At 33.6% G+C, this 21855-nt stretch carries 19 protein-coding genes; 12 read left to right on the forward strand and 7 right to left on the reverse strand.

The window, feature by feature from the left end:
• Window positions 1-3 precede the first annotated feature (3 nt).
• The 5 genes from DKT72_RS06860 to surE are packed head-to-tail and all read right to left on the reverse strand — an operon-like array spanning window position 4 to window position 4824.
• On the reverse strand, window positions 4-2043 hold the full coding sequence (locus DKT72_RS06860) for a ComEC/Rec2 family competence protein (RefSeq protein WP_111307995.1): 2040 nt from the start codon (window positions 2041-2043) through the stop codon (window positions 4-6).
• Window positions 2044-2066: 23 nt separating this feature from the next.
• On the reverse strand, window positions 2067-2648 hold the full coding sequence (locus DKT72_RS06865) for a C40 family peptidase (RefSeq protein ID WP_111307996.1): 582 nt from the start codon (window positions 2646-2648) through the stop codon (window positions 2067-2069).
• Window positions 2649-2654: 6 nt separating this feature from the next.
• A complete protein-coding gene (gene lpxB, locus DKT72_RS06870) occupies window positions 2655-3767 on the reverse strand; it encodes a lipid-A-disaccharide synthase (protein ID WP_111307997.1) in 1113 nt (370 codons plus the stop codon).
• A gap of 3 nt (window positions 3768-3770) precedes the next feature.
• Window positions 3771-4055, reverse strand: coding sequence for a hypothetical protein (locus DKT72_RS06875; protein ID WP_111307998.1), 285 nt, complete (start codon window positions 4053-4055; stop codon window positions 3771-3773).
• Window positions 4048-4824: a 5'/3'-nucleotidase SurE gene (gene surE, locus DKT72_RS06880; RefSeq protein ID WP_111307999.1), complete on the reverse strand. Its 777-nt coding sequence runs from the start codon at window positions 4822-4824 to the stop codon at window positions 4048-4050. The genes DKT72_RS06875 and surE overlap by 8 nt, the downstream gene beginning before the upstream one ends.
• A gap of 220 nt (window positions 4825-5044) precedes the next feature.
• Here surE and DKT72_RS06885 point away from each other — a divergent pair, with 220 nt between their 5' ends.
• The 3 genes from DKT72_RS06885 to DKT72_RS06895 all read left to right on the forward strand — a co-directional run bounded on the left by DKT72_RS06885 (window position 5045) and on the right by DKT72_RS06895 (window position 9834).
• Window positions 5045-7192 (forward strand): carboxy terminal-processing peptidase, encoded by a 2148-nt coding sequence (locus tag DKT72_RS06885; protein ID WP_111308000.1) that lies wholly within the window; start codon window positions 5045-5047, stop codon window positions 7190-7192.
• Between the two features lie 7 nt (window positions 7193-7199).
• Window positions 7200-8297 carry an ABC transporter permease gene (locus DKT72_RS06890; RefSeq protein WP_111308001.1) on the forward strand — a complete coding sequence of 366 codons (1098 nt, stop codon included), beginning with the start codon at window positions 7200-7202 and terminating at the stop codon, window positions 8295-8297.
• A 112-nt stretch (window positions 8298-8409) separates the two neighbouring features.
• A complete protein-coding gene (locus DKT72_RS06895) occupies window positions 8410-9834 on the forward strand; it encodes a carboxylesterase/lipase family protein (protein ID WP_111308002.1) in 1425 nt (474 codons plus the stop codon).
• An 81-nt stretch (window positions 9835-9915) separates the two neighbouring features.
• Here DKT72_RS06895 and yihA read toward each other — a convergent pair whose 3' ends face one another.
• Together yihA and DKT72_RS06905 are read right to left on the reverse strand one after the other, a co-directional pair.
• Entirely contained in the window at window positions 9916-10521 is a 606-nt protein-coding gene (gene yihA, locus DKT72_RS06900; protein WP_111308003.1) for a ribosome biogenesis GTP-binding protein YihA/YsxC, read from the reverse strand.
• Window positions 10522-10557: 36 nt separating this feature from the next.
• On the reverse strand, window positions 10558-11322 hold the full coding sequence (locus DKT72_RS06905; RefSeq protein WP_111308004.1) for an alpha/beta fold hydrolase: 765 nt from the start codon (window positions 11320-11322) through the stop codon (window positions 10558-10560).
• 293 nt (window positions 11323-11615) lie between these two features.
• Between DKT72_RS06905 and mraZ the strand changes: the two genes are divergently transcribed.
• The 9 genes from mraZ to murG all read left to right on the forward strand — a co-directional run bounded on the left by mraZ (window position 11616) and on the right by murG (window position 21855).
• Entirely contained in the window at window positions 11616-12086 is a 471-nt protein-coding gene (mraZ, locus tag DKT72_RS06910) for a division/cell wall cluster transcriptional repressor MraZ (protein ID WP_111308046.1), read from the forward strand.
• Entirely contained in the window at window positions 12061-12969 is a 909-nt protein-coding gene (gene rsmH / locus DKT72_RS06915; protein ID WP_111308005.1) for a 16S rRNA (cytosine(1402)-N(4))-methyltransferase RsmH, read from the forward strand. The genes mraZ and rsmH overlap by 26 nt, the downstream gene beginning before the upstream one ends.
• A 26-nt stretch (window positions 12970-12995) precedes the next feature.
• On the forward strand, window positions 12996-13313 hold the full coding sequence (locus tag DKT72_RS06920; RefSeq protein WP_111308006.1) for an FtsL-like putative cell division protein: 318 nt from the start codon (window positions 12996-12998) through the stop codon (window positions 13311-13313).
• 64 nt (window positions 13314-13377) lie between these two features.
• Entirely contained in the window at window positions 13378-15333 is a 1956-nt protein-coding gene (locus tag DKT72_RS06925; RefSeq protein ID WP_111308007.1) for a PASTA domain-containing penicillin-binding protein, read from the forward strand.
• Window positions 15330-16793 carry a UDP-N-acetylmuramoyl-L-alanyl-D-glutamate--2,6-diaminopimelate ligase gene (locus DKT72_RS06930; protein WP_111308008.1) on the forward strand — a complete coding sequence of 488 codons (1464 nt, stop codon included), beginning with the start codon at window positions 15330-15332 and terminating at the stop codon, window positions 16791-16793. Before DKT72_RS06925 ends, DKT72_RS06930 begins: the two co-directional genes overlap by 4 nt.
• Window positions 16794-18035, forward strand: coding sequence for a phospho-N-acetylmuramoyl-pentapeptide-transferase (gene mraY / locus DKT72_RS06935; RefSeq protein WP_111308009.1), 1242 nt, complete (start codon window positions 16794-16796; stop codon window positions 18033-18035).
• 12 nt (window positions 18036-18047) lie between these two features.
• On the forward strand, window positions 18048-19379 hold the full coding sequence (gene murD, locus DKT72_RS06940) for a UDP-N-acetylmuramoyl-L-alanine--D-glutamate ligase (protein ID WP_111308010.1): 1332 nt from the start codon (window positions 18048-18050) through the stop codon (window positions 19377-19379).
• A 94-nt stretch (window positions 19380-19473) separates the two neighbouring features.
• Complete coding sequence (locus DKT72_RS06945; protein ID WP_111308011.1) at window positions 19474-20667, forward strand: FtsW/RodA/SpoVE family cell cycle protein; 1194 nt, start codon at window positions 19474-19476, stop codon at window positions 20665-20667.
• Window positions 20668-20748: 81 nt separating this feature from the next.
• Complete coding sequence (gene murG, locus DKT72_RS06950) at window positions 20749-21855, forward strand: undecaprenyldiphospho-muramoylpentapeptide beta-N-acetylglucosaminyltransferase (RefSeq protein ID WP_111308012.1); 1107 nt, start codon at window positions 20749-20751, stop codon at window positions 21853-21855.

Genomic DNA, 21855 nt, shown 5'->3' on the forward strand with positions numbered 1-21855 from the left:
TTCTTAATAATCAATAATAAAAGCTCCTTTTTTGCTAGTTTGGTGAAAAGGGAGTTTTCGTTTTTGGCAAATAGCTTCCCAATTTTCTATATAAGATTTGTAATTGCTGCCATCTGCAATAATATATTTTGGCTTTATGGAATCAATCAATCTATTCAGGTTTATTTGTGGAGATTGTCTCAAAAGCACATAATCGGGACTAAAAGATTTAATATTGTAAATCCCCAAGCTATCAATCACTAAAAGGGTTTTGTCATTTAATGTATAAACAGATTTAAGTATATCAGTTTGAACATTTTTAATATGATTACCTATAACATAATTTGTAATTATTTTGTCTTTTGAGAATGTTAAACTATCAAAATCACTATTCACATCAATAGTATTAAACATTACATTTCCAATCAAGGTAAATCGATTTTTGTTAAATACAATGAATTGATTTTTTGGGCTGCTATATTTTGTTAAAATGATGGCGCATTGAATAGCTAAAATGCTAAACAATACGAGCCTTAACCTTTTATAGCTTGTCTCTCTCCATAAATTTATTATTGAAATAATAAATAAATAAAAAACACATACATACAACAGGCTGAAAGCAATGTCATTAAAAATGAATTGTTTTTGATTAGAAATCCAACTCACAAAATCATTCATCATGCTTATCATATATCCATAAGTTTTTGACATAAAGACAGGAAGTATATTAAATAGGGCAAGAGTGATTACAAGAATACCAAAGCCTAAGATGACTTCCAGAAATGGTATGATTACTAAATTTGATATAAAAAACAATCCAGGCAGTTTATGGAAATAGTATAAGCTTATGGGTAAAATACCAAACTGTGCAGAGAGCGTTACCGTTAACGTATGCCAATAAAAATCTATTATTTTATTTTTTGGTTGCCACAATTTGTAAAGTAAGGGGTCTATAACAACAATAGCCAAAACTGCCATGTAGCTCAACTGAAAACCAACATCAAATAAAAACATAGGTTTTATAAGAAGTAATACAAATATGGATATGGCTAAGGTGTTAAAAATGTTTGTTGGTCTTTTATAATTAACAGCAATGGTTATAATGCTAAACATAGTCACAGCTCTGGTGACAGATGCCGATAATCCCGCAATAATTGCAAAACTCCATAGCATTAAAATGAGTAAAATAGTTTTTATAAGTTTTCCATGTTTAAATGTTTCTAAAGGTTTTAAAACAAAACTTAAAATCAATAGAATAATACCAATATGCAATCCCGAAACAGCTAAAATGTGTACAGCACCTGCGTTGACATAATTGGTATAAATATCTTCGCTTATGTCTTGTCGTTGCCCTAATAAAAGTGCATTAATAAAGCTAAGTTCGTCTGGTTTAAAAGAATAGGTTTTTAATTTTGAATTGACATGGTTTCTAATAGCATCTGCTATTCCATAAAGCGTATGTAAATGCACGTCCGTTTCAAGTAAAGATGGTTTGCTGATGTAGAGTTGATGATAGATGTATTTTTTCTCTAAAAAAAATTTATAGTTAAATTGATTTGGGTTTAAGGGTGGGTTAATAGTCTCAAAATTGGTTTTCGATATAAAAACATCATCCACTTTTAAAGAATGTTTGATAGAGTCTTTTTCAATGTTTACTAATAATTTTCCACTAACATTCAAATCATCAACTTTTAAGATGTCAACGATATATTTATTATAATAAGTGTTAGGTTTTAAAACTTCTTTAATTCTAAAAGTAATGGTTTTCAGGGAATCGTTTTCAGATAAAACAAAGTGCGTGTAATGGTTTGAAAAGTTTTTTTCATTATGAATGTTTACGGTCAAAATACCAATAGATAACATGGTCGTAAAAGCTAAAACACCAAACCAAATGGTTTTTAAAAATTGGTTTTTAGCAATTAAAAAAGATGTAAATAAAGCAATTACTAGTATGGTCGTGCTGTATAACGACCACTTTAAAGCCCATTGAAAATAATATCCAATAATTATGCCTATGATAAGGCAAAGTGTTAGTTTTATGATGGCAAAATTTAGTAGTTTCATTTCGCCGAAAGATATAAAATTTCCTATAAAATCCTTCTTGCTTCTGCAAATGTCCTATCCCAATAATTTTCGGTAATAGATGAAATGATAACACCTGCACTTGTTGTGGAATGAATGAACTCTATATTCCCATTTCTAGATGAAACAACCAATCCTACATGGCTAATATCGTTTCTTCTGTTGCCAGTTTTAAAGAACAATAAATCACCTTCCTCTACATCATTCAATGAGATTTTTTCTCCATTTTTGGCCATGTCTCTAGAAATTCTTGGAAGAATAATATTAAAGGCCCTAAAAGATTCAAAAACTAAACCAGAACAATCCATTCCAGATTTTGTGGCACCACCAAATTTGTATCTAACACCTTCAAATTGTTTGGCATACTCCACAATGTTATAGGCCTTAGATTCTGAAGAATTTAAGTGCCTAGAATGTGTGGTAATATCTCTTGTTGTAATACTTTTGTTCGGATTTATTTCTTGGTTAGAATTTGAACCAATAATTACTTTTGAAGACGATGACTCTTTGCTTTTGGTTTGTTTTGAAGATTTACAACTACTAAAACTTAAAAAGAGGATACATAAAACAACTACGTGTGTCTTCATACTAAATTAGGCTTGTATAGATTTAAAAATTAAATGAGCTGTTTTTGCGCTGGCTCCCTTACCGCCAAGTTTTTTTTCTAAATCGTAATAATTCATGAAAAATTTTGTGCGTTCATGCGGGTCAAGAATAATGTCCAATTCCTTTTTTAGGTTTTTTGAATTAAACTCATCTTGAATAAGTTCTTTTACGACTTCTTTATCCATAATCAAATTTACTAACGAAATAAACTTGAGGGTTATTATACGTTTTGCTATTTGATAAGATATATTACTGCCTTTGTAGCAAACCACCTGAGGAACTTTAAATAAAGCTGTTTCTAAAGTTGCCGTACCAGACGTTACCAAAGCGGCTGTTGAGATACTTAACAAATCATAAGTTTTATTAGCAATGAATTTAATGTTTGTGGCTTTTATAAATGGCTTATAAAATTCATAATCTTGACTTGGAGCTCCTGCAATAACAAATTGATAGTTGGGATAGTAATCTACCAAGCTTAGCATCACAGATAGCATGTTTTTTATTTCCTGTTTGCGGCTTCCTGGCAACAGGGCTATTACTGGTTTGTCGCTTAGTTCGTGTTCTGCTCTAAATTCATATTCATCTACTTGCGTTCTGTCTGCAATGGCATCAATTAAAGGGTGACCTACAAAAGTTACTTTATAATCATACTTTTTGTAAAAGCCTTCCACAAAAGGCAAAATAACATACATGGCATCAATATCTCGTTTTATGGCTTTTACTCTGCTAGCTCGAGACGCCCAAACTTGAGGAGAAATATAATAGTTGGTTTTGAAGTTTTGTTGCTTTGCCCATTTGGCAATCCGAAGATTAAATCCGGAATTGTCAATAAAAATAATGACATCTGGATTGAATTTTTGAATATCGGTTTTGCATAATGAGATATCTTTATAAATTTTAGGAAGGTTTTTAATTACTTCTGCAAACCCCATAAAAGATCGTTCTTTGTAATGTTTTACCAAGGTGCCTCCAACTTGCTGCATTAAATCACCACCCCAAAACCTAAAATCGGCATTGACATCTTCTTTTTGTAATGCTTTCATAAGGTTAGAGCCATGTAAGTCTCCAGATGCTTCTCCTGCAATAATATAATACTTCATTAATTATAGCATTTTAAATACAAAGGTAAAAACTGCAATTACAATAGTTATTAATAAAACACCTCTAGCTCGGTAATCTTGCTTCTTTTTAATAAAAACAAAAAAAGCTATCAAATTTAAAATAGCTCCAAGACTGATTAATTTTCCTAAAAACCCTTCTTTAGAGGCCGCCTTAATAACAGTTATAAAATCATCACCTTGACCTAACAAGGTCGATACAATAATTAATCCTGTAGTATTGGCAATTAATCCTACTAATACTCCTATAAAAATATCTTTTTTAATCATTTAATTTCCAAGAATTTAAATTTTGCATGAAATGATGTGCTGTTAAATCGAACTGAATGGGTACTACCGATACGTAATGGTTTTCCAAAGCCCATTCATCAGTATCTTCTCCGCCATCTAAATTAACAAACTTTCCAGAAAGCCAATAATAATCTTTTCCTTGGGGGTTTTTACGTTTATCAAATGCTTCAACCCAATTTGCTTTCGCTTGTCTGCATATCTTTATTCCTTTAATATGTTTTTCTTTAACGTTGGGTATATTCACATTTAGTACAACACCATTGGGCAAACCTTGCTCCAATGCCCTTTTAACAATGGTTGTTACATAATTTTTACAAGCGTCAAAATTGGCACTCCAAGCATAATCTAATAATGAAAAACCAATAGAAGGGATTCCCTCAATACCCGCTTCAATAGCGGCACTCATGGTGCCAGAATATATGACATTTATGGATGAGTTGGAGCCATGGTTAATACCGGAAACACACAAATCAGGTCGCCTATCTAAAATTTCCCTTATAGCTAGTTTAACACAATCGGCGGGGGTTCCAGAGCAGCTATACTCTTTTTGTGGACCATCGTCAAGGGTGATTTGTTCTGCATAGAGTGTCGAATTAATAGTTATCGCATGCCCCATGCCACTTTGGGGGCTATCTGGGGCGACTACAACTACGTCGCCAATAGTATTCATTAGTTTTATTAAAGTTCTAAGTCCTGGAGCACTAATGCCATCATCATTGGTTACTAAAATAAGGGGTTTTTCTGTCATAAATCGTTGTTTAATCGCTTTGCTAAATTAAGCAAAATCCGATGAATGTTTTAATTTGTTTAGTTTAACAAAAAATTAGTAGCGCATGAGTTTATTGGCATGGTTTTTTCTTTATTTTAGTGAAAAATATATTATGTATTTTTGTGAAAACTAAAATTAGATTATTTGCGTTTAATCTAATATAATGTGCTTTTATAAAGGAGCATGGTATTAAAAAATTATGAAAAACATGTTAAAAAGGAATTATAAAGTTTTAGTGTTGTTATTATTATTGGCATTTGCGTCATGTAGTTTTACAACAAAAACGTTTAGTGATCCAGATAAAGATAAATTACTTATACAGGTAATAACATTTGTATTACAACAAGGGCATTTTGATCCTATTGCAATGGATGATAGATTTTCTGAAGAATTATTCTCAGATTATATAGAAGGTTTAGATCCAGCGAAACGCTATTTTTATGAATCAGATTATAAGGATTTTGAAAAGTTCAGAACTAGTATTGATGATCAATTAAAGGTGTCTGATATCACGTTTTTTAATATCACCCACGAGCGTTTAATGCAACGTATTGCTGAAGCTAAAGAAGTTTATAAAGAGGTGTTGTCAAAACCTTTTGACTATTCTAAAGATGAGATTTTTGATACAGATACCGATAAAACGGAATTTGTAAAAAACAAAAAAGAAATGAAAGAAAGATGGAGGCAACAGCTTAAGTTTTCGGCGTTGTCTTACTATGACGATATTTATACTGAAGAAAAACAGAAAAAGGAAAAAGATGCTTCATATACTATGAAGACAGAAACGCAGATAGAGCAAGAAGCTCGTGATGCAACTTTAAAATCCATTGAGGTTTATTTCAATGATAATTTAGAAGATTTAAAGCGAGAAGATTGGTTTGCCATGTATGTTGATGCTATTGTTGGAGAGTTTGATCCTCATACTTATTATTTAGCCCCTAAAAGTAAAGAAGATTTTGATGAGCGTATGCAAGGGAAAATTGAAGGCATTGGAGCTCAATTACAAAAGCGTATGGACAATATTAAAATTATAGGTTTGATTTCTGGTGGTCCCGCTTGGAGAAGTAAAGAATTAGATGTTGAGGATATTATTTTAAAAGTAAAGCAAGAAGATGAAGAATATCCAGTTGATATAGTGGGTATGAGAATCAATGATGCCATTAAATATATAAAAGGCCCAAAAGATACTAAAGTCACTTTAACTATTAAAAAGCTTGATGGTACTATAAAAGATGTAACTTTAGTTAGAGATGTTATAGAATTAGGAGAAACCTATGCCAAGGCATCTGTAGTTAAAAAAGATGGTAAAAAATTTGGTATTATTGACTTGCCTTCATTTTATGTAGATTTTGAAGACTACAAAAAAATAAATGCTGCGGCTGATGTAAAACGTGAAATCGAAAACTTAAAAGCGGAAGGTATAGAAGGACTTATTTTAGACTTACGTGATAACGGAGGCGGTTCATTACCAACAGTCGTAGATATGGCTGGGTTGTTTATTAAAGATGGCCCTATAGTTCAGGTGCGTTCTACCGGAGAGCCAAAAGAAGTATTGAAAGATAGAGATAAATCCATAACTTGGGATGGTCCTTTAGTGATTTTAGTAAACGAATTATCTGCTTCAGCTTCAGAAATTATGGCTGCTGCTATGCAAGATTACAAAAGAGCTATTATTATAGGTAGCAAACAAACTTATGGAAAAGGTACGGTTCAAAATGTGTTAAACCTTAATAATTTGGTTAGAAATAATGCTAGTGGCGATTTAGGTGCGTTGGCATTAACTACCCAGAAATATTATAGAATTAGTGGGGGTTCTGTGCAGCTGGAAGGTGTTAAAAGCGATGTAAAAGTCCCAGATAAATTTAGTTTTATTGAGGTAGGTGAAAAAGATAAATCAAATGCGTTGCCATGGGATGAAATTGACGCTGCAGACTATACAACATGGGATAATTATTTTGATTACGAGCAAACCATTAGCAAAAGTAATGAACGGATGTCTAAAAATCCGCAGTTAAAGCTTATTGAAGAGAACGCCAAATGGGTAAAAAGTAAAATTGACGAAACTGTTTTTCCTTTGAGTTATGCAAAATATAAAGAGACATTGGCATTAAGAGATGATGAATCAAAACGTTTTGATGCCATGACTAATTATCAAACGAATCTCACGTTTGAATCTCCAGCATATGAAAAAGAATTATTTAATAATGACACCACTAACCTTAAGGAAAAACGTGATAGATGGCATGTTTCTTTAAGTCAAGATGTTTATGTTGAAGAAGCTTTAAATGTACTTGAAGATTTAAAAACGTCATTTAATATTAAAAAAATAGCTAAAGTAAAAGAATAGCTAAAATATGAGTCACACATCACACTCATTAAAACAATTAGCGCTCCAAAAGTTTAAAAAGAACTTTTGGGGCGTTTTTAGTTTTTATTTTATTGTTTTAGTTGGTCTCATTTCTGTGTTTGCGTATGTCATGGCTCCAGATAACTCACAATATGCGAACCAAATGCATTTGTCTATTCATTCAAAAAAGCCAGGATTTACAGTCAAAATACTTACGATTCCTTCTGGTTTAGATTTAAACCAAAATATATTTGATAAAATCTTCTTCGGAAGAAAAAATACAGATACAGAAATTCCTATTTCTGAATTTGAAATTAAAGATGACTCTTTATCATATACAGAATATACATCCAATGGTTTGGAAGGTGTTAAAAAAAATATACCCTTGAGCATATTTCACCCCATGAATTCTGCAACAAGTTTTATAAAACAAAAGACCTTCATTTTTGGTACCGATAAATATGGACGGGATTTATTGAGCAGAGTCCTTGTTGGGGCTAGAATTTCTTTTTTTATTGGTTTTGTAGCCGTATTCATTTCTTTGGTTATAGGCGTTTTTATGGGTAGTGTTGCAGGTTATTTTGGAGGTAAGATAGATGCTGTTATTATGTGGATTATAAATGTAACTTGGTCCATACCCACTTTGTTATTGGTTATTGCTATTACATTAGCATTAGGTAAAGGTTTTTGGCAAGTATTTATTGCTGTGGGGCTTACTATGTGGGTTGAGGTTGCGAGAGTGGTTCGAGGACAAATAATAAGCATTAAGGAAATGCAGTATGTAACAGCTGCAAGAGCTTTGGGATTTAATGATTTTAGAATCATTACCAAACACATATTGCCAAATATCATGGCACCAGTCATAGTGATTTCAGCTGCTAATTTTGCGTCTGCTATTTTGGTGGAAAGCGGACTTAGTTTTTTAGGTATTGGCGCACAACCACCTATGGCAAGTTGGGGCGCCATGATTAAAGACCATTATAATTATATCATTTTAGGAAAACCTTATTTAGCTATAATACCTGGATTGTGTATTATGAGTTTAGTGATGGCATTTATGCTTATTGGTAATGCCTTTCGTGACGCATTAGATGTGAAAGGGTAGTTTTGCTGTTATTTATTATCTAATAAGTTCCTGAAATTCTTCTGTTTATTATTGTTATATTTGATTAACTATACTTTTTTTAAGCTAAATATAATATTTTAAACTAATTATTATGAAAAAATTATCTTTTCTCATTTTTATGGCTTTTTCATTGGCATTGATGTCATGTGATGAAAAGCAGAATTCAAATCCCATATTGACTATTGAAGGAGGTCAAATACAAGGAGTGCAAACCTCAACAGATGGTATTGTTGCCTATAAAGGGATTCCTTTTGCTGCTCCTCCAGTAGGTGATTTACGTTGGAAAGAGCCTCAACCTGTTCGTTCATGGGAAGGTGTTAAAGTAGCAGATGCATATGGTAATGCAGCGTCCCAATTAACATGGGATCCCGAAAGTTTTTATGGAAAGGAATGGCAAGCTAGTGGTTCTGTGCCGTTTAGTGAGGATTGCCTTTATTTAAATGTTTGGACGCCAGCGGCGGGTAAATTGGACGAGAAACTCCCAGTTGCTATGTGGATACATGGAGGCGGCTACCGCGAAGGTTTTGCTTTTGAACCAGAAATGGATGGTGGTGAAGATTGGGCGTCCCATGGAGTTATTTTAGTAACTGTAACTTATCGTCTTGGTGTTATGGGATTCTTTTCTCACCCACTTTTATCACAAGAAAGTCCTAATGGCGTGTCTGGAAACTATGGTTTAATGGACCAAGCCGCAGCATTGAAATGGATTAATAAAAACATTGCACAATTTGGCGGAGACCCCAATAATATAACCGTCTTTGGTCAGAGTGCTGGGGCTGGTAGTGTACAATCGCTATGTGCTTCCCCTAAATCTAAAAATCTAATAAGCAAAGCTATTAGCATGAGTGGTGGAGGTTTAGGAGGAAGGCCTGGTACTCCACTAGATACGGCACAAATAGCGAATAAAAAGATGATGGACTTTTTTGAAAAAACGACGTTGGATGATATGCGTAAGCTTTCTTTTGATGAACTTATAGAATTGTCCCAAAAATATGCGGATACTACAAAAACTCGCGTTGGTTGGAGTCCTGTTATTGATGATTATTTTTTAAATAATACATTTTCTGATGAAGCATTGGTGAATAATATACCAGACATTCCTTATATGATAGGTTTTACAGCTAATGATTTAGGAGATATGACTAAGCCAGTGAACGATTTTGCTGCTTTACGTGCAGAAAAAAGTAATAAACCAACGTATGCTTATTTATTCCAACGTCAATTGCCAGGTGATGAAAGTGGCGCATTCCATTCATCAGATTTGTGGTATATATTTCATTCACTAAAGCATAGTTGGAGGCCTTTTACAGCTGGTGATGAAGCACTGAGTAATCAAATGGTTGATTTTTGGACCAATTTTGCAAAGTATGGAGATCCTAACGGAAAAGAAGGTGGTGTTTGGAAGCCTTATACAAAAGAACATCCTGAGTTTATGTTGCTTGATGTAAATGGAGATAAAGCAGATTTAAAAATGACCGCTACTCCTGAATATAAAGGTAATTCTTTTAGAAGATAAAAATTCAATGAAATATGTTTTGAAGGTGGTACCGATAAATTTAGGTGTCACCTTCATTCTTTTTTTTGATAAAAGCGAAATTTAATGGAGTTTCATATTTCCATTTAACGCGTCAATATAATTTAAAACAGCTTCTTTTCCAGTCTCTAGAGATGCAGACGTTATAAAATAATTTGGCATAGCTTCCCATGTTTCTAAAAGTACATTTTTGTAATCTTCTACATGGTTTTCAATGGCTTTTGGTTTTAACTTATCGGCTTTAGTAAAAATAATAGAGAACGGAATGGCATTTTCGCCTAGCCATTGCATAAATTCCAAATCAATGGGTTGAGGTGCATGTCTAATATCTACCAATACAAAAGCGGATACCAATTGCTCTCTCAAACCAAAATATTGAGTAATGAATTTTTGAAATGTTTTTTTTGATGATTTTGAAACACGTGCATAACCATACCCTGGTAGGTCAACTAAATGCCAGTTTTTATTAATCAAAAAGTGGTTGATTAACTGAGTTTTGCCAGGTCTTCCGGATGTTTTTGCTAAACTTTTTCTGTTGGTGAGCATGTTTATTAAAGACGATTTGCCCACGTTACTCCTGCCTATAAAAGCATATTCTGGTAGCAATGCCTTAGGGCATTTTGCAACATCAGAATTACTCATAACAAATTCAGCAGATTTAATATCCATGATTATAATTTATGTGAGGTATTGGGTTATATAAATTTAATAGCCTCTTTTTTGTAACCAACCATCAAGAATTTGATTAAATTCATCAGGGTGTTCCATCATGGCAGCATGCCCACATTTATCTATCCAAAATAACTCCGAATCTGGTAATAAATCATGAAACTCCTCGGCGACTTCAGGAGGGGTCACGGTATCATTTTTGCCCCAAATAATACAAATTGGGGTTTTCATTTTTGGCAAATCTTTAGCCATATTGTGTCTAATGGCACTTTTGGCAATCGCTAAGGTTTTAATCAATTTGTTTCTGTCATTAACAGTTTGGTAAACTTCATCAACAATTTCTTTTGTAGCTACTGCAGGGTCATAAAAAACCTCCTGAGCCTTCTTTTTTATCACCTCATAATCCCCTCTTTTGGTGTAGCCACCGCCCATAGCGCTTTCGTAAAGTCCTGAACTCCCTGTGATTATAAGTGCTTGTACTTTTTCCGGATGTAATTTGGTGTGATACAAACCAATATGGCCTCCAAGAGAATTTCCCAATAAAATAACTTTCTCAAAACCTTTAAATTCAATAAAATCATAGAGATATTTTGCGAAGTTTTTAACATTGGTTTTAAGGAGAGGTTTGGTATAAATAGGCAACTCTGGAACAATTACTTTGTAACCTTTACTGCTAAAAAAACTTATAACGGAATCAAAATTACTTAAGCCACCCATAAGACCATGTAATACTATAATTGGGGTGCCTTCACCAGCTTCTATGTAGCTGTAGTTTTTTTCTTTTTTTAAACGATGCGTCATTAAATGGTTAGTCCTTTTCGTTAAAAAACAAATATAGTTATTTCATTCATATTTCAGCATGTTTAATTGATTCTAGAAAAAATACTTTTCAGGGATGTTAACAACGAGCCTAATCTTAAAAAATAATAATCTAACAAATTGAGAGTAAGAACTTAGTGGGATTTAAGCCCAATTAATTTCGGCAAAATGTGTGTGAGGGTAAAAATTATTAACAAAGTGGGGTAAAGTGGTAAAAAGTGGTAAAATTTTCAATATATTTGAAGCTTAAACATCTAAAAGCGAAAAAAAACGGTTTGAATTCATTAATAGGAACATACGATTGTAAAGTAGATATCAAAGGCAGGCTTATGTTGCCTTCTGGTATTAAAAAGCAGTTGTCTCCTATTTTGGAAAATGGATTTGTTTTAAGGCGTTCAGTTTTTCAAGCATGCTTAGAGTTGTATCCCATGGAAGAATGGCAGCTTTTAATGCAAAAAATGAATAAGTTAAATAAGTTTAAAAAGAAGAACAATGATTTTATTCGCCGCTTTAGTGCCGGAGCCAAAATTGTTGAGATTGATGCTAGCGGACGTTTATTGATACCTAAAGACTTAACCGTGTTTGCTGGAATTTCAAAAGATGTTGTGATTTCTCCATCTATAAACATTATTGAGATTTGGGATAAAGAAAAATATGAACAAGCCATTGATGATGCTACAGGAGATTTTGCGGATTTAGCTGAAGAAGTAATGGGACAAGATGACGACGATAATGGAATATCATAACCCTGTTCTGTTAACAGAAACTGTTGATGGATTAAATATTAAAGAAGATGGAGTCTATGTAGATGTCACTTTTGGTGGTGGCGGACATAGTAAAGAAATATTAAAACGACTTGGTGAAAACGGAAAATTGTTTGCTTTTGATCAAGATGAAGACGCTCTTGAAAATACGATTGATGACAACAGGTTTAAGCTAATCCATGAAAATTTTAGACATATAAAACGGTTTTTAAGATTTTATGGGGTTAAGAAAGTTGATGGAATTTTAGCTGATTTTGGGGTGTCATCTCACCAATTCGATGTAGCGGAGCGTGGGTTTTCAACACGTTTTGATGCGGATTTGGATATGAGAATGAACCAGAAAAACACTTTGTCTGCCTATAATGTGGTGAATGATTATGAAGAGCAGAAGCTAAAAGAAGTGTTTTGGCAATATGGTGAGTTGAGACCGGCACCAGCCATGGCAAAACTTATTGTAGAGTATAGGGATTCAGAAAAAATTGTAACCAGCGCTCAGTTGAAAGAGGTTCTTAAAAAATTTTTGCCACCAAAACATGAGAATAAAGTATTGGCACAAATATATCAAGCCATTAGGATTGAAGTGAATCAGGAAATAGAGGCTTTGAAAGAGTTTTTGGTGCAAACACCAGATTTGCTAAACGAAGGAGGTCGTTTAAGTTTTATTTCGTACCACTCTTTAGAGGATAGATTGGTTAAAAGATTTATAAGAAGTGGCTTATTTGAAGGTGAGCCCGAAAGAGATGTCTTCGGGAATTTTGAAGTGCCATTAAAAAAAGTAAATGGTTTAATAGTGCCTTCTAAAGAAGAGATAAAAATTAATAATAGAGCACGAAGTGCAAAACTTCGAATAGCGGAAAAAATATAAGGATTATAAAGTGTTTAGAATAGTAAATGAAGCAAAACATCTACAGCATATTAAAAGGAACATTTTTAGTTAATGATGACTCTTTTAAAAATTGGAGATTCATCATCTTCATTTCGGTTCTTGCTTTGATTATGATTGCGAGTTCGCATAGTGCAGACAAAAAAGTATATCAAATTGCACGTATGGATAATGAAGTTAAAGAAATGCGTTCGGCTTTTGTGGATGGACGGTCAAAATTGATGCAGTTAAAGATGGAGTCGGAAATCACGAATAGAATGAAAGAAAAAGGCTTGTCACAATCTGTGATCCCGCCAAAAAAAATAAAAGTCAAATCCCAAAAATAAAGTTCGAAAGTTGGCAGTAAACGAAAAGAACATATTAAACCGATTGTATTTTATAGCAGGATGTATGTTCATCTTCGGGCTTGGTGTTGTCTTTAAATTGGTAAACATTCAATTTGTCCATGGAGATAAATATAGGGCTTTGGCAAGTCAGCGTATTGTTAAAGATTTTGTGATTCCTTCAAACAGAGGTAATGTATATTCTGTGAATGGTAATTTATTAGCGACCTCAATTCCTAAGTACGAAATACGGTTTGATGCTATGACACCATCGGCTAAGAATTTTGAAGCCTATTTAAACCCATTGTCAGATTCGCTTTCTAAATATTCGGGTAAGTCGTCAGGATATTATAAAAATGAGCTTAGAAAAGCTAGAGCTAATAAAAACAGGTATTTTCTTTTGGCTAGAAATATTAGTTATTCTGATTACATACGAATTAGAAACTTTCCATTATTAAATCTTGGAGCGTTTAAAGGTGGTTTAATTGTAGAGCAAACTACAAAACGTGAGCATCCTATGGGAGGTATTGCACAGCGTTCTATTGGTTATGAAAGGTTTGATGACCAGGGTAATTTAACAAGAGCGGGGATAGACGGAGCCTATGGTGTACAATATTTAAGAGGAAAGGATGGGAGAAGAACCAAGCAACAAATAGGTAAAGGCCAATGGAAGCCTATTAGCGATGCCAATGAGATTGAGCCTCAAGATGGTTACGACGTGTACACAACCATTAATGTGAACATTCAAGACATTGCACATCATGCGCTATTGGAACAACTGGAAAAATATAAAGCAGACCATGGGTGTGTGGTGGTCATGGAAACTAAAACAGGCGAAATTAAAGCAATTTCTAACTTGGGTAGAAATCCTGATGGACTATATCTAGAACGTTTAAATTATGCAGTTGGTGAACGAGCCGAAATAGGTTCTACATTCAAACTTATGGCGGTAACTGCTGCATTAGAAGATAAAGTAATCGACACGAGTGATGTGGTTGATACCGAAAAAGGCATTTTAACTTTTTATGGAAAAAAAGTACGAGATTCTCATAATGGGGGCTATGGTAAAATTACTGTTTCGGAAGCTTTTGAAGTGTCTTCTAATACTGGTATTGTTAAAGCTATAGATAAAGCCTATAGAAATCAACCAGAAAAATTTGTGGATAGGTTGTATGATATGCATTTAAATCAGAAACTGGACATTCCAATAATAGGAGAACCTAGTCCGATAATACCGGATCCTAGAATAAAAAATGGACGTTGGAGTGGTATTGCGTTGCAATGGATGGCTTATGGGTATGGGGTGTCATTTACCCCGTTACAAACATTAACCTTTTACAATGCTATTGCTAATGGTGGTGAGATGGTAAGACCTCAATTTTTAAAGGAGGTAAAAGAATTTGATAAGACCATTGTACCATTTGAAAAACAGGTTATCAATAAACAAATATGTTCAAAAGAAACTATTTATAAAGTAACACAATTGCTTAAAAATGTGGTTGAAAAAGATCATGGTACAGGCCATAAGTTGTATTCGTCTAATTTTTCAATGGCAGGCAAAACAGGCACATGCCAAAAGAATTATGCTAAAAAAGATAAACTAAGTTATATATCGTCTTTTGCAGGTTTTTTTCCTGCTGATAACCCGAAATACTCGTGTATAGTGGTCATTCACGAACCTGACAAAAGCGTAGGGTATTATGGAGCCGATGTGTCTGGTCCTGTGTTCAAAAAAATTGCTCAAAAAATATTTATAGATACGCCCATTGTTGACGAAGTGGAGTCTCTTGAAGTTAAAAATGCTTCTGTTGAAAAAGAATTTGAAAATTACTATGGAGCAGCTCAAACATATAAAACCATTATGCCCAATGTGGTTGGTTTGCCAGCTATGGATGCCATTTCTTTATTGGAAAACATGGGGCTTAAGGTAAAACTAAGTGGCTCTGGAATTGTTAAAAAGCAGTCGCTTACATCTGGACAAAAAATAAATAAAAATCAAACCGTTGTTTTAGAGGTATCATGATAGCACTAAAAGACATATTATATAAAGTCACTCTAAACGCTGTAGTAGGTAACACAGGTGTAGAGGTTCATGCTATTGATTTCAATTCAAAAAACATCACTAAACATGATGTGTTTGTTGCCATAAAAGGTAGTGTGGTTGATGGGCATACATATATTGAGACTGCCATTAAACAAGGAGCAACAGCTATAATCTGTGAAGTATTGCCTGATAAATTAATTGAAGGTATTACTTATGTTGAAGTAGATAATTCAAGCAAAGCACTGGCTATTATGGCTTCCAATTATTATGAAGAGCCGTCGGCTAATTTAAAACTCGTTGGTGTTACTGGTACGAACGGAAAAACAACCATTGCCACCTTATTATATCAATTATTTAAAAATGCTGGATATAAAGTAGGATTGCTTTCAACAGTAAAAATATTGGTTGATACTAAAGAATATAAAGCGACTCATACGACGCCAGATTCTTTAACTATTAATAAATATTTACAGGAAATGAACGAAGCAGGTGTTGAGTTTTGCTTTATGGAAGTGAGTTCTCATGGTATCCATCAGCACAGAACAGAAGGCCTGCATTTTGAAGGTGGTATTTTTACCAATTTAACCCACGATCATTTAGATTACCATAATACGTTCGCGGAATATAGAGATGTGAAAAAATCGTTTTTCGATGCCCTTCCGCCTAAAGCGTTTGCACTTGTAAATATTGATGACAAAAATGGTTTGGTCATGCTTCAAAATACTAAGGCTAGAAAATATACCTATGCCCTAAAAACCTATGCTGATTATAAAGCCCAAATTTTAGAAAACCAGTTAGGTGGTTTATTGTTGAAGTTGAATGAAAGTGAAGTTTGGACACGCCTTATAGGCAACTTTAATGCCTATAATGTATTGGCCATTTATGCAACAGCTGAATTATTGGGGCTTGAAAAAGTTGAGATCCTTCGATTAATAAGTGGCTTGGAAAGTGTAAGTGGACGATTTCAATATTTTATTTCAGATGAAAAAATTACTGCTATTGTTGATTATGCCCATACCCCAGATGCTTTAAAAAATGTATTGGAAACGATTAATAGCATCCGTACTAAAAATGAAGAATTAATAACGGTCGTTGGTTGCGGTGGTGATAGAGATAAAACCAAGCGTCCTATTATGGGGCAGATAGCTGCTGCATTAAGCACTAAAGTTATTTTTACAAGTGATAACCCAAGAAGTGAAGAGCCAGAAGCCATAATTAAAGAGATAGAAAAAGGCGTTGAGCCTCAAAATTTTAAAAAGTCTCTTTCCATTACAGATAGAAGTCAGGCTATTAAAACAGCATGCCAAATGGCACAAGCTAATGATATTATTTTAATAGCTGGCAAAGGGCATGAGACCTATCAAGAAATTAAAGGAGAACGTTTTGATTTTGATGATTATAAAATGGTACAAGAATTTTTAAAACAATTACAAAAATAAATGCTGTATTACCTATTTGAATATTTAGAAAAGCAATTCCAATTCCCAGGAGCTTCACTCTTTGGTTTTTTAACCTTTAGAGCGGCATTGGCAATGATTTTGTCATTGCTTATTTCTACTATTTATGGGAAACGGGTTATTAATTTTTTAAGAAGAAAACAGTTAGGGGAAACCATTAGAGATTTAGGGCTTGAAGGTCAAAAAGAGAAAGCAGGAACGCCTACCATGGGTGGTATCATTATTATTATGGCCACATTAATTCCCGTATTGTTATTGGCAAAACTTGGTAATACATATATCATATTGTTAATAGTTACAACATTATGGATGGGAACTATAGGCTTTATAGATGATTATATTAAAAAGTTCAAAAACGACAAGGAAGGTCTAAAAGGTAGGTTTAAAGTATTGGGTCAAGTAGGTTTAGGTGTTATTGTTGGGGCGACTTTATATTTTAATCCGAATGTTACTATCAAAGAAAAAGTGTCTGTTGAGGTACAACAGCAAATGCGTTCGGCAGACCCTAATGTCTCTGTCGCTAAATTTTTTAAAGAAGAACATAAATCAACGAAAACAACCATTCCATTTGTTAAAGGCAATGAATTTGATTATGCTGATATCATTACTTGGATAAGCCCGAAATTGAGTGAATATGCTTGGGTAATATTCATCATCATTTCAATATTAATAATTACTGCGGTTTCAAATGGAGCTAATTTAACTGACGGAATTGATGGATTAGCAGCTGGAACATCTGCTATTATTGTACTCACTTTAGGGATATTTGCATGGGTTTCTGGAAACATTATTTTTTCAGATTACCTCAATATAATGTATATCCCAAGGGTAGAGGAAATAACCATTTACATCGCAGCATTTGTGGGAGCGCTTATTGGGTTTTTGTGGTATAATACGTATCCGGCTCAAGTGTTTATGGGAGATACAGGAAGTTTGACTATCGGGGGCATTATAGCTGTAATTGCTATTGCGGTTCGTAAGGAGTGGTTAATTCCAGTGCTTTGTGGCATTTTTTTAGCAGAAAATGTATCAGTGATTATGCAGGTGAGTTATTTCAAATACACAAAAAAGAAATTTGGGGAAGGAAGACGCATTTTTAAAATGTCACCGTTACACCATCATTATCAAAAATTAGGATATCATGAAAGTAAAATCGTTACCCGTTTTTGGATTGTAGGAATTTTACTGGCTATTATATCTATTGTGACATTGAAAATTAGATAAAAGGAGTCGTAAATGAAAAGACTAGTCATATTAGGAGGAGGTGAAAGTGGTGTGGGTACAGCACTTTTAGGAAAGGAAAAAGGCTTTGATGTGTTTGTTTCCGATAAGGGAAAAATAAAAGATAAATATAAAGAGGTTCTTATACATAATGAGATTGAATGGGAAGATGAAAAGCATTCTGAGGAGAAAATCCTAAATGCAGACATTGTTATGAAAAGCCCTGGAATTCCTGATAAAGCACCTTTGGTGAAGCAAATTCGTGAAAAAGGAATTTTACTGGTTTCTGAAATTGAATTTGCTGCTAAATATACCAAAGCGACCATTGTTGGGATAACGGGCAGCAATGGTAAAACAACCACGGCAACCTTAACGCACTATATTTTAAAACAAGAATTGGAAGTGGGGTTGGCTGGAAACATTGGCGACAGTTTTGCAAAGCAGATTTTAGAAGAAGATTACCAAAACTATGTATTGGAAATAAGTAGTTTTCAATTAGATGATATTATTGATTTTAAACCACACATAGCTGTAATAACAAACATAACACCGGATCATTTAGATAGATATGATTACAAATTCGAAAATTATATCGCATCTAAATTCAGAATAACAATGAATCAAACCAAAGATGATTATTTGATTTATGATGCTGATGATGAGGTGATAAATAATCATTTAAAACAACACCCAATTCAATCGAAATTATTACCGTTTTCATTAATAAGAACTATTGAAAATGGTGCGTATTTAAAAGATAATAATATAATAATAACTATAGATAATAACCAAATAATTATGCCAACAACAAACCTAGCATTAGAAGGTAAGCACAATATTAAAAACGCCATGGCTGCTTCAACAGCAGCTCATTTATTGAAAATAAGAAAACAAACCATTAGAGAATGTTTGGAAAATTTTCAAGGAGTAGAGCATCGTTTAGAGCATGTGTTAAAAATTAATAAAGTGCAATATATCAACGATTCTAAAGCAACAAATGTGAATTCGACTTACTATGCTTTGGAAAGTATGGATGCGCCAACCGTTTGGATTGTTGGAGGGGTTGATAAAGGCAATAATTATGAGGAATTATTTCCTTTTGTTAATGAAAAAGTAAAAGCTATCATTTGCTTAGGTGTTGATAATGAAAAGCTTTTTAAAACATTTGGCAACATGGTTGATGTTATTGTTGAAACACAATTTATGAATGAAGCTGTGAAAATAGCTTACAAAATAGCCGAGGCAGGAGACAATGTGTTATTGTCGCCAGCATGTGCAAGTTTTGATTTATTTGAAAATTATGAAGATAGAGGCCGTCAATTTAAAAACGCTGTTAGAAATTTATAATATGTTGTCATGCCTGCTTTCATAGGATTGACAGAAAGCGATTGAATAAATTAAATACTTCCATTTAGGAAGATGCCTTGAAAGGATATACAAAATGAAAACACTATTTGAAAATATAAAAGGAGACAGGCTTATTTGGGCTATAGTTGCTTTGTTGGCTATTTTATCCTTTTTACCTGTTTATAGTGCTTCAAGCGATTTGGCTTACGATAGAGGGGAAGGCAATACGTTTGTGTTTTTTGTTAAGCATTTTATGCACTTGTCTTTAGGTTTTGCAATAATATATGGGGTTCATAAAATCCCTTACAGATATTTTAAAGGTTTGTCTTTAGTCATGATTCCTGTGGTATTGGTATTGCTTGTTATTACCATGATGCAAGGGACGGTAATGGGCGGAGCTAGTGCTAGCAGATGGATTCAAATACCTATTGTGGGGGTGTCATTTCAAACATCCACGTTTGCATTGGTTGTGTTAATGGTATATGTGGCTCGATATATGTCTAAAATACAAGATAAAGATATAACGTTTAAGTCTACGATCATTCCTCTTTGGGTTCCCGTTTTTTTAGTATTAGCATTCATATTGCCATCTAATTTTTCTACAGCCGCCATTATCTTTTTAATGGTATTAATATTGGTGTTCATTGGAGGGTATCCCATTCGTTATTTAGCAATTATTTTAGGGTCTGGACTTATTGCTTTAGTGTTTTTTATTATGGTGGCTAAATTAACAGATGGACCATTGAACGTGAAAGTAACCACTTGGGAAAATAGGATTTTGAATTATGCCAATGATGAGGATACGGAAGCCGATTATCAGATTGAAAAAGCTAAAATTGCCATTGCTTCAGGAGGTATTCAAGGTTTAGGGCCAGGGAAAAGTATTCAAAAGAACTTTTTGCCGCAATCTTCGTCCGATTTCATTTTCGCTATTATCATTGAAGAATATGGATTGATTGGTGGTGTTACTTTGGTGATACTTTATATGTGGTTATTGTTCAGAATAGTCATTGTAGCACAGAAATCTGATACAATATTTGGTAAACTTTTGGTTTTAGGTGTTGGGTTGCCAATAATTTTTCAAGCCCTAATAAATATGGCAGTTGCGGTAGAATTGTTTCCGGTTACAGGTCAAACATTGCCATTAATAAGTAGCGGAGGAACCTCTATCTGGATGACGTGTTTAGCTGTGGGAATCATTTTGAGTGTCAGTGCTAAGCGAGAAGAATTAAAAGAGCAGGAATATATGGAAGAAAATCCGTTAGAAATTCTATCGGAAACCATTTGATTTATAAGTGTTTTAAAAAAACATTTATATATTAACTAAATGTCATACTGAGCGCAGTCGAAGTACTTAAAAAAAATAAAAGTGAGTAACAAAAACAGAACATATAAAATCATTCTTTCGGGCGGCGGTACTGGTGGGCATATATATCCAGCGATTGCTATCGCTAACGAATTAAAATATCGTTTTCCTGATGCAGAATTTTTATTTGTTGGGGCAAAAGATAGGATGGAAATGGAAAAAGTGCCACAAGCTGGATATCCTATTAAAGGCTTATGGATCTCTGGTATTCAGCGCAAGTTTACTGCCAAAAATTTAGCATTTCCGTTTAAATTGATTAGTAGCTTAATGAAAGCAAAAAGTATTATTAATGAATTTAAACCAGATGTCGTTATAGGAACAGGTGGTTTTGCAAGTGGTCCATTGTTAAATGTAGCAGCTTCAAAAAAAATACCGACGCTTATTCAGGAGCAAAATTCATATCCGGGCATAACGAATAAATTATTGGCAAAAAAAGTGAATAAAATATGTGTTGCTTATGATGGTTTGGAGCGTTTTTTTTCAAAAGATAAAATCATAAAAACGGGAAATCCTTTGAGGAAAGGATTATTGGATGTTGAAACAAAAACACTTGAAGCAAAGGAGTTTTTCAATTTAAAACATGGGAAGTATACCCTTTTGGTTTTAGGTGGAAGTTTGGGAGCTAGACGAATCAATGAATTGATTGAAAGTAAATTAGATTTTTTGAGTACCCAAAATGTGCAGGTTATATGGCAATGTGGAAAACTTTATTATCAGCAATATAAGATTTATAGTCATACAAAAAATGTTCAGGTGCATGAATTTTTGAACAATATGGATTATGCCTATGCAGCAGCAGATGTGGTAATTTCTAGAGCGGGAGCGATTTCTGTTTCAGAATTATGTGTGGTTGGTAAACCAGTCATATTCATTCCATCGCCAAATGTTGCAGAAGACCATCAGGCAAAAAATGCGATGGCTATTGTGGATAAAAATGCAGCTATGATTATTAAAGAGGAAGATTTGGAAGCAGATTTTCAAAATAAATTTTCACAACTCATGTCATCTCCAGAAAAGCAAAAACAGTTAGGGGACAATATAAAAAAATTAGCATTGGCAAATGCAACAAACCAAATAGTAGATGAAGTTGTAAAGTTACTTGAAGAATAA

It is taken from the genome of Confluentibacter sediminis, from assembly GCF_003258355.1.
In the GTDB taxonomy this organism is placed as follows: domain Bacteria; phylum Bacteroidota; class Bacteroidia; order Flavobacteriales; family Flavobacteriaceae; genus Confluentibacter; species Confluentibacter sediminis.